Genomic DNA, 13,654 nt, shown 5'->3' with positions numbered 1-13,654 from the left:
CATCGCTGCAGACTATTATATAAGCCGATATACAAACTCGGCAGCGCAAAGCGACGAAGCCAGACACTGGTGCCGGACATAAAATGTCCAGCTCTATTTGCTCTTACTTAACATCTTTATCCCATCATAGCCATTCTAAAACTGTCTCGGTACGTTCAAGTTCAGGAAAGGAATCAATGAACGCCAGTGTTCTTTGAATGGTTTGTTCAGCTATGACTTTATCACTGGCAACGACCACCAATCCGAAACACGTACGCTGCCATAAATTTTGATAGTCTAATTCACTAATAGATACATTAAAATCGTTTTGAATTCTCGTAATCACCCGTTTAATAACTGAGCGTTTTTCTTTTAGCGACTGGGCGTCATAGATCATACATTCCACCTCTGCGCTGAGAATCACTTACGCTCAACTTCCTGCATTTCAAATGGCTCAATAATATCTCCAATTTTAATATCATTGAAGTTCTTAATCGTAATTCCGCACTCGTAACCCTGCTGAACTTCTTTAACATCGTCTTTGAAACGTTTCAGAACGTCGATTTCACCTTCATAAATCACGACACCTTCACGAATGACGCGAATTCCAGCGTTACGAGTTACTCGGCCTTCTGTAACGTAAGAACCGGCGATGGTACCAATTTTAGAAACTTTGAAGGTTTCACGAACCTCAACCTGACCAATGATTTTCTCTTCATATTCTGGGTCAAGCATTCCTTTCATAGCTGCTTCAATCTCTTCCATGACTTTATAAATGATATTGTGAAGACGGATTTCTACATCTTCTGACTCCGCTGCTTTTCGAGCATTTCCATCTGGTCGAACGTTAAACCCAATGATTATAGCATTCGAAGCAGAAGCTAAAGTAACGTCAGATTCTGTAATCGCACCTACACCAGTGTGGATGATTTTAACTTTAACACCTTCCACATCGATCTTTTCAAGAGACCCTGCTAAAGCCTCAACTGATCCTTGTACGTCTGCTTTTACAATCAAGTTGATATCTTTAATATCTCCTTGTTTGATTTGTTCAAACAGGTCATCAAGGCTGACTTTAGCCGTAGCACTACGGTTTTCCTCCAGTTGTTTTTGAGCACGGGCCTCACCTACAGATCGAGCTTTCTTCTCATCTTCAAATACTAAGAAACGATCCCCAGCCTGTGGTACATTATTGAGTCCTGTAATCTCTACAGGTGTTGACGGTCCAGCTACTTTCACGCGGCGTCCGAGGTCATTTACCATCGCACGAACACGCCCAAAAGTATTTCCTACGACTATGGAGTCGCTGACATTCAGCGTACCGTTTTGAACGAGTAACGTGGCAACTGGGCCACGTCCTTTGTCTAGTTCTGCTTCAATGACAGTACCATAGGCAGGACGATCAGGATTCGCTTTGAATTCTTCCATTTCTGATATTAATACAATCATCTCAAGAAGCTCATCGATTCCTTCTCCTTTTACAGCGGACATTTTAACAAAAATGGTTTCCCCGCCGTAATCTTCAGCAATTAATTCATACTCCATCAATTCTTGCATGACACGATCTGGGTTCGCACCCTCTTTATCCATTTTATTGACAGCAACGATAATTGGTACTCCAGCTGCTTTTGCGTGACTGATTGCTTCTTTTGTTTGAGGCATAACTCCGTCGTCAGCCGCTACTACAAGGATAGCAATGTCTGTGACCTGTGCTCCGCGAGAACGCATACTAGTGAAGGCTGCGTGTCCTGGAGTATCAAGGAATGTAATTTTCTTGCCATCTTCTTCAACCTGGTACGCACCAATGTGCTGAGTAATTCCACCAGCTTCACCTTCTGTAACCTTCGTATCACGAATCCGGTCTAAAAGCGTAGTTTTACCATGGTCAACGTGGCCCATAATCGTTACAACTGCTGGTCGTTCTTTCAAGTCTTCAGGATCGTCATCGAAGGTCATGTTTTCAATGTCTGTGTCATCAACAACAACTTCTTCTTCTACTTCGACGCCAAACTCCTCACAAATCAATTCAATGGAGTCCGCATCAAGATCTTGGTTTTTAGTAGCCATAACCCCAAGAAACATGAGTTTTTTAATGATCTCCGAAGAATCTTTGTTCAGTTTTTCAGCTAACTCTCCCACTGTTAATGAACCAGAATAAGTGATCTTCTCTGGTGTTTGGTTTTTCTGTTTCTTTGGAGCAGGCTGGTTCTTCTGTGTGTTTTTTGGATTTTGTTTTTGGTTTTTACTTTTTGAGTTGTTTTGCTTTTGTTTAGGCTTGTTTTCTTTTTTAGGCTTAGCCTGTGATTTCTCAGAAGTTTGCTTACCTTTACCGAATGCTTGGTCCAATTTAGTCGCTACATCCTCTTCTAATGTTGACATATGGTTGGATACCTCAACATTCATTTCATTCAATTTATTGATCACTTGTTTACTTGTTAGTTCATTTTTCTTTGCATATTCATATACGCGTAATTTACTCATATGTTCACCCCCGAATAGATTCATCGAGTAGCGATTGCAACTTTTTCGCAAATCCTTGGTCAAGAACTGCGATCGCGACTCTCCCCGCCTTTCCGATGGCTTGTGATAGCGTTTCACGATCATCAACCATATAGCAAGGTATATCATAAAAGCTACACTTATCTGTTAGCTTCTTTTTTGTTTGTTTACCTGTGTCTTCAGCAATGAGTACGAGTTTAGCCTTCTTTTTTTGGATATCACGGACGATCGCTTCTTCTCCGAGCGTACACTTTCCAGCTCTCAGCGCTAAACCGATGAGATTTAAATAACTCCCACTCATGCTTTTTCTGCCTTAATTTTAGACTTAAGCTCGTCATAAATGGATGTATCCACCTGAGCATTCAGATGACGATTAAGAAGCTGTTGTTTTTCAGCTTTTTCAATGACTTCCAAATCTTTAGTGAGGTAAGCCCCTCTGCCATTTTTCTTCCCTGTCTCATCTACGAAAACCTCTCCCTCTTTGTTTCGTACGACACGGATTAATTGTTTCTTAGGCAGCATTTCTTGAGTAACTACACACTTTCTTAATGGTTGCTTTTTAGAACGGGACATTTTTCTCCCCCCTCCTTACTCTTCAGACCATTCTTCGTCAGACTCATACTCTTCCTCAATGGGTTCCTCTTCATTTAGAAGGCCTTGCTCACGGGCTTCGCTTTCACTTTTGATATCGATTTTCCAGCCCGTCAGCTTAGCGGCAAGACGGGCATTCTGTCCGCGTTTACCGATAGCCAATGATAATTGATAATCTGGAACAATAACTGTAGTGGCCTTTTCTTCCTCATTGACTAGGACTTCCACCACTTTTGATGGGCTCAAAGCATTAGAAACGTATTCAACTGGATCCTCAGACCACTGTACGATATCGATCTTTTCACCTTTTAATTCGTTAACGATCGCTTGCACTCGTTGACCGCGCTGTCCCACACATGAACCTACAGGATCGATCTCTTGGTCCTCTGCAAATACGGAAATCTTGGAACGGTCACCCGCCTCACGGGCCACGGACATCACTTCTACTGTTCCATCAAAAATCTCAGGAACTTCCATTTCAAATAACCGCTTCAATAGCCCTGGGTGTGTACGTGACACATAAATATGAGGACCTTTATTACTGTTTTCAACTTTTGTAACAAATACTTTCAAACGATCATGAACTTCATACGTTTCTGTAGGCATTTGTTCACCTTCAGGAAGCCTAGCTTCAATTTTTCCTAAGTTTACATACACAAACCTTGGATCCTTACGCTGGATAATTCCAGTCATAACATCTTCTTCGCGGTCTACATACTCCCCATAAATAATTCCACGTTCAGCTTCCCGAACCCTTTGAGTTACTACTTGCTTTGCTGCTTGAGCAGCAATTCTTCCGAAGTCCATCGGTGTTACTTCTACTTCAATAACATCCTCGATTTCGTAGTTCGGATCAACTTCTTTTGCAGCTTCCAAAGAAATCTCCTGTTGAGGATCCATGACCTCTTCTACGATCGTTTTTCTTGCAAAGACCTTCATGCTTCCTTCGTCTTCATTGATATCCACCCGTACATTAGTCGCCGAATTAAAGTTTTTCTTGTAAGCACTAATCAATGCAGCTTCCAATGCTTCCAATAACAAGTTTTTGTCGATGCCTTTTTCCTTTTCTAAATAATCCATGGCATCAAATAGTTCACTACTCAACAGTTTTCTCCCCCTTAGTTAAACGTGACAGCTAGATTTGCTTTTGCAATTTTGTTGTAAGGAACTTCTAATTGTTTTTTACGTGTTTTAATTTTTATCTCAACAACAGCCGTCTCGTTCTCGAACGAAACGAGCGTACCTTCAAATTCTTTCTCGCCATCAACCGGCTCATAAAGCTTCATATATACATATTCGCCTACGTATTTCTCAAAGTCTTTCTGATTTTTTAGAGGTCTCTCAGCTCCCGGAGAGGAGACTTCCAAAAAGTATGGAATTTCAATTGGATCTTCATCATCCAGCTTTTCACTCAACTGTTCTGACACTTGACCGCATTCTTCAATATCTACTCCGCCTGGCTTGTCAATAAACACGCGTAAATACCAGTTACTTCCTTCATTCTTGTATTCAACGTCTACAAGTTCCAAATTCATTTCATCCAGTATTGGTTGAACTAACTTTTCCGTAACGGAAACGACATGATTACTCATGCTCTTCCCTCCTTTTTTACGATTTTCTCCATTTAATCGTTGTTTTAGTATGACATACAGATAAGGATTTAATTTTAAGTATTTTTCTTATAGAGGGATCTTCATTTTATTGAGAGTCCAAGAGAAACCGCTATGACAAGTATCATAGCGGTTCGTTCCTCAGGCCATAAAGGCCACTCATGAATCAAAGTTTCGTTGCCAAATACAGCGTAGAATATGACGAAAGAGTGGGTTGCCCCACTCTTTCCGCCTTCCGTATCGCTCTTGTCACCATAAAAAATATACCATAGTTGCTTTAATTATGCAACAAATGAAAAACGTAACGAGTCATACCTATTCATTATTGGGACTAAACTCAAATAACAATTTACCATTTGGTTAAAAGAGTGAGAGCTGGTTTTCGTCCGGCATTCCCTCAAGGCAGCCGAAATTATCAAGATACTCCAGTACAGTTTTTGAGATACGGCTTCGCTCTCTTAAATCCTGTTTGGAAAGAAATTCTCCTTCTTCACGGGCTTTTACAATGTTAATGGCAGCGTTCGTACCTAGCCCATCTACTGCGTTAAAAGGAGGAATGAGTGCATTTCCCTCAACAAGGAAGTCCGTAGCACTGGATTCATAAAGGTCAACATTCTTAAAGTTATACCCACGTTCGCACATCTCAAGTGAAAGTTCTAGGACCGTCATTAAACTTTTTTCTTTAGGAGTAGCATCAAGGCCCTTAGATTGAATCTCTTCTAAACGACTGCGGATCGCATCAGAGCCTTTCACCATCGTTTCAAGCTCAAAGTCGCTAGCACGAACAGTGAAGTAAGCCGCGTAAAAATAAATTGGATAATGGACTTTGAAATAAGCTATCCTTACGGCCATCAAGACATAAGCAGCTGCGTGAGCTTTCGGGAACATATATTTGATCTTTTTACATGAATCAATATACCAATCCGGAACTCCATGCTTTTTCATTTCTTCAATCCATTCATCCTGAAGGCCACGACCTTTACGAACAAATTCCATGATCTTAAAAGCTAGAGAAGGTTCCAGTCCTTTATGGAGAAGATAAACCATAATATCGTCACGACATCCGATTACTTCCGGAAGCGTACAAATTCCATCATTAATTAATTGATCAGCATTTCCAAGCCATACATCGGTTCCGTGAGAGAGTCCTGAAATGATAACAAGCTCAGCAAATGTACTTGGTTTTGTATCTTCAAGCATTTGTCTTACGAACCGTGTCCCAAATTCAGGAACGCCAAGGGTCCCTGTTTTACACATGATCTGATCAGCTGTTACTCCAAGAGCTTCTGGCCCACTGAAGATCTTCATGACTTCAGGGTCGTCAACCGGAATCTCTTTTTGGTCGATACCACTTAAGTCTTGGAGCATACGGATAACAGTAGGATCATCGTGTCCCAGAATATCAAGTTTCAGCAAGTTATCATGGATAGAATGAAAATCAAAGTGCGTAGTACGCCATTCTGATTTCGTATCATCTGCCGGAAATTGAATCGGAGAGAAATCAAAGATCTCCATATCATCAGGAACTACAATAATGCCCCCAGGGTGCTGACCGGTTGTTCGCTTGACTCCTGTACAACCTTGTACCAAACGGTCAATTTCAGCATTTTTATATTGCAGCTGATTGTCTCCGGCATACCCTTTCACATAACCATAAGCCGTCTTCTCCGCAATCGTACCAATGGTTCCTGCACGAAAGACATTATCCTCTCCGAACAAGGCCTTCGTATAATTGTGAGCTCTTGGCTGGTATTCGCCTGAGAAGTTCAAGTCAATATCAGGAACCTTATCCCCTTTAAAACCCAGGAAAGTTTCAAACGGAATGTCCTGCCCGTCTTTTTTTAGCGCAGTGCCGCATTCAGGGCACTCTTTTTCTTTTAAGTCAAACCCGCTTCCTACGGATCCATCATCAAAAAACTCATGATATTGGCAGGATGGGCAAACGTAGTGAGGAGGCAGCGGATTCACTTCCGTAATATCGGTCATTGTAGCGACGAAAGACGAACCGACTGAACCTCGAGAACCAACTAAATAGCCATCTTCAAGTGATTTCGTTACAAGTTTTTGAGAGATCAGGTAAATAACCGCGAATCCATGTCCTATAATACTGTCCAGTTCTTTTTCCAACCGTTTTTCCACAAGCTCCGGCAGCGGATCTCCATAAATACTCTTCGCTTTGCTGTAAGACATCTCACGTATCTCCTGATCAGCACCTTCAATATTAGGAGTGAAGAGGTCTTCTTTAACCGGTGTCACTGCACCGATTTGATTAGCAACCTTATGGGTGTTCGTGACCACAAGCTCCTTCGCTTTATCCTTTCCAAGGAAAGATAGCTCTTCGATCATTTCATTTGTCGTTTTAAAATGAACCTGAGGTAACGTTTGCCGGTTCAACGGGTTTCCATTCTGAGAGGAAATCAATATTTGACGATACTGACGCTCGTGCTTCTCTACATAATGGGTATTTCCTGTAGCAACGACGGTTTTACCTAGCCGTTCACCCATGGCAACTAATCTTTTTAAAATATCGTAAATTTGCGCTTCATTTTGCACTAGATCTTTTTCCATCAAATGATAATAATTTCCGGGAGGCTGTATTTCGATATAATCATAGAATTCAGCAACTTTTTCAGCTTCTTCCTCTGATTTTTGCATCATGGTTTCAAATACTTCACCTTTATCGCAGCCGGAACCAACAAGTATCCCTTCTCTAAGCTTACTTAGAAGTGAACGCGGAATCCTTGGAACTCTGTAAAAATAATTCACATGCGACTCAGAGATTAACTTGTAAATATTTTTCAACCCCGTGCTATCCGCGGCTAATAGAGTGCAGTGGGAAGGTCTCGAACGCTGGTACGCTTTGCCTTCCCCCATGTAATCATTAAGATTCTTATGGTTCGTAATGCCACGTTCAATAGCTTTCTTTAATAATTTCCATAACAAATACCCCGTAGCTTCAGCATCATAAATCGCACGGTGGTGCTGAGTAAGTTCGATATCAAACTTCTTACAAAGTGTATTTAAACGATGATTCTTCAGCTCAGGTACTAGCAGCCGAGCTAATTCTAAAGTATCAATAACAGGGTTCGTAGATTTTTCATAACCGATTGCTTGAAAACCAGCATTCAAGAACCCCATATCAAAGCTGGCGTTGTGAGCTACAAGAATATCGTTTTCCATCCAGCTATGGAAATCTTTTAATACATCTTCAATCTCAGGAGCATCCTTTACCATATCATCCGTAATACCAGTAAGATCGATTGTTGTTTGAGATAACGGCTGATGAGGATTAGCAAATGATTCAAAACGATCTATAATTTCTCCACCTTTTACCTTTACAGCCGCAAGCTCAATAATCTTATCATATACTGCTGACAAACCAGTGGTTTCTACGTCGAATACAACATAAACATCGTCTTCTAAGACTCTATCCTGCTCTTCGTACGCAATAGGCACTCCGTCATCAACCAGATTTGCTTCAACTCCATAAATTATCTTAATGCCGTTCTTTTCCCCTGCAGAGTGAGCTTCAGGATAGGCTTGAGCCACTGCATGATCGGTTATGGCGATGGCTTCATGACCCCATTCGGCAGCTTTACTGATCAGTTTTGACGCTGAAACAGGCGCATCCATTTGGCTCATAGTCGTATGGGAGTGAAGTTCGATTCGTCTTTCACCCTCAGGGGCTTCATCCATGCGGAGCTTCGGTTTAATTTCATTGATGTCATTCGCCATCATTGTAAGTTCATTAGTAAAGTTATCCGTTTGAATTCCGCCACGGGCTTTGATCCACATGCCTTTTTTCATATGCTTGAACATCTCAGCATGATCATCACCACGAGAAAACATCTTAATGGAGAAGGAGTCGGTATAATCCGTTACTTTTAACAAAAGCAAATGCCTGCCGGAACGCAGTTCTTTTACTTCAACATCAAATACGTACCCTTGAACAACCTTACGACGTTCTTCTTCTTCAATTGTCTCCATTGGCTCAGGATCCTCTTGAATTTTATAACCAATTTCAAGGGGGCCTTTAGGTGAATCATCTTCTTTTTCTTTCGCTCGTTCTTCTTGCTCTTTCACAGCTTGTTGGACAAGAAGTTTATCCTCTTTTTGCCTTTCCTCCTGAAACTTCTTAATCTGATCCTGTTCTTCTTTCACTTGAGTGGAAAGCATCAGTGCAGGCAAGCCTACGTTTGAACAAAATTGCTGAAGAGGTGCTTCTAACTTCTTCTTGACTGCGTGACTCTCTGCCAAGTTTCTGCAAGTTAACATAATCTTATTTCCGTTAACTTCTGGTTTTTGCTCCATGAGTAAATCCTTGTAGCTCGGGGTTAAGTTTGTCATCGTTTTAATAAACCCTTGCCAATATTCAACGATTTCCTCTGGAGTCAATGTTTTCTTATCTGTTTCTATCGTCCAGTTGACCTCTGCGATCGAACGAAACGTAGAGGTCAACTTTGCTGTAAACAACTCATACACAGACGGCGGCAGCGGCTTTGGAAAGAGAAAATGGAAATGCCACAACTTCTTTTCCTTGAATACTATTAGCTTTTTCATGCTGCTGTCTTTAAAATGAGGTTCAATCAGATCTTGGGGGAACTGAATTTGTTCCAAAAGATAATGCATTTTTTCCTGATTGCTTACACCCAATGTGATTCCTCCTCTATAATCAATCCCTGGTCATGAATATACCCTTGCTTATTTTATTATAGCAAGGGTATTTCATCTATGAACAAACAGTTAGCCTTGGTACCAATCTCGAACGTACTTTACAATATCATTTTGGTCTATATCTTTCTGATCTCCAGTAGCACGTTCTTTTACTTCGACAATTCCTTCTGAAGCACGTTTTCCAACAGTAATTCGCATTGGGACTCCGAATAGATCACTATCAGCAAATTTCACCCCAGCTCTTTCTTTACGGTCGTCATATAAAACATCAATACCAGCTTGCTTCAATGTTTCATATAACTGATCTGCTAACTCTTTCTGTTCTGCTTTTTTCGGATTTAGAGACAGCAGGTGAACTTGGAAAGGCGCAATATTTGCAGGCCAAGTAATACCACGCTCATCATGGAACTGCTCGACAATCGCAGCCAATGTCCTAGATACTCCAATTCCATAAGATCCCATAATCATCGTTTTCGCTTTTCCTTGATCGTTGAGGAAAGTGGCATTCATTCTTTCGGAATAAAACTCTCCTAATTTGAAAACATGTCCAACTTCAATACCTCTGGCAAAGACGATTTCTCCTTCTCCATCTGGTGATGGATCTCCTTCTTGAATAAACCGTAGATCAGCGTATTGATTAACTTTAAAGTCTCTTTCAGGTGTCGCATTAGTAAAGTGATAGCCTTCTTCATTTGCTCCACAGGATACATTCACTAAGGCCTCAACTGCAAAGTCGGCTACAACATCGACCTCGTCTGGTACATTAACTGGTCCAAGTGAACCAAATCCTGCTCCGATCAAACGTCTTGAATCTTCTTCTGTAGCCAATTCTACCATGTCTGCGTCATAAAGATTTTTCAGTTTAACGTCATTCACTTCATGATCTCCTCGTGTGACTACCATTACGAAACGATCGTCCACTTTAAATAGAATAGATTTCAAACCTTTATGCAGCTCATGACCTAAGAAATCTGCTACGTCTTTCATAGTTTTTTGATCTGGGGTTTCAACCTTTTCCAATGGTTTTGGTTCTTCTGATGACTTTTCATATGTGGTTACGACAGGAGCCATCTCAACGTTTGCCGCATAACGTGAAGTGTCAGAGTATGCTATTACATCTTCTCCGACCTCTGATAGCACCATAAACTCATGAGTGTCTTTTCCTCCCATTGCTCCGGAATCTGCAATAACAGCACGGAAGTTCAATCCGCAGCGGCGGAAAACGTTTGAGTACGCATCGAACATCTTTTGATAGGTTTCATCAAGACTTTCATAAGAATCATTAAATGAATAAGCATCTTTCATTAAAAACTCCCTACCACGAAGTAATCCGAAACGCGGACGTGCTTCATCACGGAACTTATTTTGAATTTGGAAAACCGTTAGTGGAAGCTGCTTATAGCTTTTCACTTCGTTACGAACAATGCTTGTGATAACTTCTTCATGAGTAGCACCTAAAGCAAATTCTCTCTGATGTCGGTCATTAATTCTCATCAATTCAGAACCAAACGTTGTCCACCGGCCTGTTTCTTTCCACAATTCTGATGGTTCAAGTGCTGGCATAATCATTTCGTGAGCACCGATCTTCTCCATTTCTTCACGTACAATATTTTCAACTTTATTCAGTACTCTTCTTCCAATCGGCAGGAAGCTATAAATACCTGAAGCAATTTGGCGTATGTAACCAGCACGAACGAGGAGCTGGTGACTTTTTATTTCTGCATCGGCAGGATTTTCTTTCAACGTAGGAATTAGCATTTGACTTTGTTTCATAATCAAGCACCTCAGTTCTTTTAGTTTTTAATAAAACAAGCCGGAAGCCTAGGGAGAGCTGTTGTCTCAATCGGCTTCCAGCCCAAATATCTTACAAGAATAATCGTTGGATATCGTTCCAAGTAACGACGAGCATTAGTAACATAAGTAATGCAAAGCCAATAAAATGAACAATTCCTTCTTTTTGTGGATCGATCGGCTTTCCTCGTACCCCCTCGAGACCGACAAATAATAATCTTCCACCATCTAGTGCTGGCAGAGGAAGTAAATTGACGATTCCTAAGTTAATACTCAAAATTGCCGTCCACATCATAAAGTTCGTTAAACCTGTCTGAACGACTTTATCTGTTGCGTCATAAATACCGACAGGTCCAGAGAGCATGTCTAATGAGAACTGCCCAGTAACAAGTTTACCTAAGTTCGTAAGGATCAATGCTGACCATTCATAAGTTTGCGTAAATCCGAAGGTTAACTTTTTGGCGAATGAATCTTCAAATGCACGGGCAACTCCGACCTGGCCAATCGTACGCTCGCGATCTTCAATCGATGCTGGTGTCACTTGAATTTGTTCTGTCTGACCATTACGGTCGACAGTCAGTGTAATTTCTTCATTAGGGTGTTTCTGAACGATCATCGTGAACTCTTCCCAGGAGCTGACAGATTCTCCATCTACAGCTACTACTTCATCTCCTGCCATCAGACCAGATTTTTCAGCTGGAGAGTTCTCTTGAATTTCGCCCAGTTTGGCTTCATCAGCCGGTACACCTTGAATAAAACCTAATATCATAAATAAGAGAATAGCTAATAAAAAGTTCATCAAGGGTCCTGCAAAAAGCTGCATGGCTCTTTGAGGGACAGACTTCGATGCAAACTGTCGATCATAGGGTGCAATTTGTGTTTCTTTTTCGTCCATGACGAACATCGCTTTAGGATCAACTTCAAAAAATAGCTTTTCATCTTCGTCAATCTCATATCCTTCAATAAAGAGTCTATGATCCAAATCTGCTCGCTCAACTTCTATAACACGAGCATGGGGGTGTTTAGACTTATTATTGACAATAATGCGGTTAACTTTTCCTTCGTCATTGAATTCTAATCCAATGTGGTGGCCTGCTTTCAGTTCAATGATTTCTGGATCTTCTCCAGCTACTCGTACATAGCCTCCAATCGGCAACAATCGGATCGTGTACAATGTTTCATTTTTTGTGAAAGCAAATATTTTTGGCCCGAAACCAATTGCAAATTCACGAGCAAGCATACCTGCTCGTTTGGCAAAAATGAGATGCCCCCACTCATGGACAAACACCAAAAGGCCGAACATGAGTATAAATGCAATCACTGTAGTCAAATGAAGCACCTTCCTTTTAGGTTAAATGGAAACGGACGCGTTTTCTAGTTTCCTCATCAATAGAAAGTATGGTAGACAAGTCTGGGTTATGAATACGGTCATGACTTTCAAGTGCTCGTTCAATCAATTTTTCAATCTCTAAAAACGAAATTTTTTCTTCCAGGAACAACTGAACAGCTTCTTCATTAGCTGCATTCAATACTGTAGTCATTGAACCGCCTGAGCGTCCTGCCTCATAAGCCATACGCAAACAAGGAAAACGTTCCATATCCATTTTCTCAAAATGTAATGTCGCTATCTCTTCTAGATCGAGCTGTTTCGTAATCGGCAAGTCTAAACGGTTAGGGTAAGTTAAAGCATATTGAATTGGAACTTTCATATCCGGAGTCCCCAGTTGGGCCATCACACTTCGATCTACATACTCAACCATAGAATGAATGACACTTTCTCTATGAAGAATAACATGAATTTGGTCGTAAGGTACATCAAAAAGCCAGTGAGCCTCAACAACTTCCAAACCCTTATTCATCATAGAAGCGGAATCTATCGTAATTTTCGCGCCCATACTCCAGTTTGGGTGATTTAACGCATCTTTAACCGTCACTCCAACAAGTTCCTCTCTTCTTTTGTCTCGGAAACTTCCACCGGAGGCGGTAATGATTAATTTGTGGATGTCTTTTTTGTTTTCTCCATTTAGAGATTGATAAATGGCTGAATGCTCACTATCCACCGGTAGTAATTCAACACTGTGTTTTTTAGCTTCTTGCATAACAAGATGTCCAGCCGTTACTAGCGTTTCTTTGTTGGCGATGGCAATAAGCTTTTTCGCCTGAATAGCTTTTAATGTAGCTGGAAGGCCAATACTACCCATTACAGCATTCACGACGACATCTACAGGATCTGCTACACTTGCTTCTATAAGTCCTTCACTGCCAATAAGAATTTGACTATGGTCGATCTCTCTTTGCAGATGTTCTTTAGTAGGTTCATCTTGAACCACGATCATTTCGGGCTTAAATTCTTTAATAAGAGGCAGTGCTTTTTCTAGGTTTCTTCCGAAAGCCATTGCATATAATGAAAATTCTTCAGGATGTAACCGAATCACGTCCAGCGTTTGAATGCCGATCGACCCAGTTGCACCAAGTAAAGCCACTTGTTTCATTGTTCACTCTCCTCACAG

General features: G+C 41.0%; 10 protein-coding genes. All 10 read right to left on the bottom strand.

The window, feature by feature from the left end; genetic code table 11:
- Nucleotides 1-124 precede the first annotated feature (124 nt).
- The 10 genes from ACRYKC_RS08465 to dxr all read right to left on the bottom strand — a co-directional run bounded on the left by ACRYKC_RS08465 (nucleotide 125) and on the right by dxr (nucleotide 13,636).
- Nucleotides 125-403: a DUF503 domain-containing protein gene (locus ACRYKC_RS08465; protein WP_433806302.1), complete on the bottom strand. Its 279-nt coding sequence runs from the start codon at nucleotides 401-403 to the stop codon at nucleotides 125-127.
- On the bottom strand, nucleotides 400-2,460 hold the full coding sequence (gene infB / locus ACRYKC_RS08460; protein ID WP_433806301.1) for a translation initiation factor IF-2: 2,061 nt from the start codon (nucleotides 2,458-2,460) through the stop codon (nucleotides 400-402). Before infB ends, ACRYKC_RS08465 begins: the two co-directional genes overlap by 4 nt.
- A gap of 4 nt (nucleotides 2,461-2,464) precedes the next feature.
- Complete coding sequence (locus ACRYKC_RS08455) at nucleotides 2,465-2,779, bottom strand: YlxQ family RNA-binding protein (RefSeq protein ID WP_433806300.1); 315 nt, start codon at nucleotides 2,777-2,779, stop codon at nucleotides 2,465-2,467.
- Nucleotides 2,776-3,051, bottom strand: a complete 276-nt coding sequence (rnpM, locus tag ACRYKC_RS08450; protein WP_433806299.1) for an RNase P modulator RnpM — start codon at nucleotides 3,049-3,051, stop codon at nucleotides 2,776-2,778. The genes ACRYKC_RS08455 and rnpM overlap by 4 nt, the downstream gene beginning before the upstream one ends.
- Before the next feature lie 15 nt (nucleotides 3,052-3,066).
- Nucleotides 3,067-4,173: a transcription termination factor NusA gene (gene nusA / locus ACRYKC_RS08445; protein WP_433806298.1), complete on the bottom strand. Its 1,107-nt coding sequence runs from the start codon at nucleotides 4,171-4,173 to the stop codon at nucleotides 3,067-3,069.
- A gap of 14 nt (nucleotides 4,174-4,187) precedes the next feature.
- Nucleotides 4,188-4,661, bottom strand: coding sequence for a ribosome maturation factor RimP (rimP, locus tag ACRYKC_RS08440; protein WP_433806297.1), 474 nt, complete (start codon nucleotides 4,659-4,661; stop codon nucleotides 4,188-4,190).
- A gap of 378 nt (nucleotides 4,662-5,039) precedes the next feature.
- Nucleotides 5,040-9,332, bottom strand: a complete 4,293-nt coding sequence (locus ACRYKC_RS08435) for a PolC-type DNA polymerase III (protein WP_433806296.1) — start codon at nucleotides 9,330-9,332, stop codon at nucleotides 5,040-5,042.
- 90 nt (nucleotides 9,333-9,422) lie between these two features.
- Entirely contained in the window at nucleotides 9,423-11,126 is a 1,704-nt protein-coding gene (locus tag ACRYKC_RS08430) for a proline--tRNA ligase (RefSeq protein WP_433806295.1), read from the bottom strand.
- A 91-nt stretch (nucleotides 11,127-11,217) separates the two neighbouring features.
- Nucleotides 11,218-12,474 (bottom strand): RIP metalloprotease RseP, encoded by a 1,257-nt coding sequence (gene rseP / locus ACRYKC_RS08425; protein ID WP_433806294.1) that lies wholly within the window; start codon nucleotides 12,472-12,474, stop codon nucleotides 11,218-11,220.
- Nucleotides 12,475-12,490: 16 nt separating this feature from the next.
- Entirely contained in the window at nucleotides 12,491-13,636 is a 1,146-nt protein-coding gene (gene dxr / locus ACRYKC_RS08420) for a 1-deoxy-D-xylulose-5-phosphate reductoisomerase (RefSeq protein WP_433806293.1), read from the bottom strand.
- Nucleotides 13,637-13,654: the final 18 nt, after the last annotated feature.

Source organism: Halobacillus sp. A1-3, assembly GCF_050971765.1.
Lineage (GTDB): Bacteria > Bacillota > Bacilli > Bacillales > Halobacillaceae > Halobacillus > Halobacillus mangrovi_B.
Note: the sequence above shows the minus strand (reverse complement) of the source record. Positions and strands in the feature narration are given on the sequence as shown.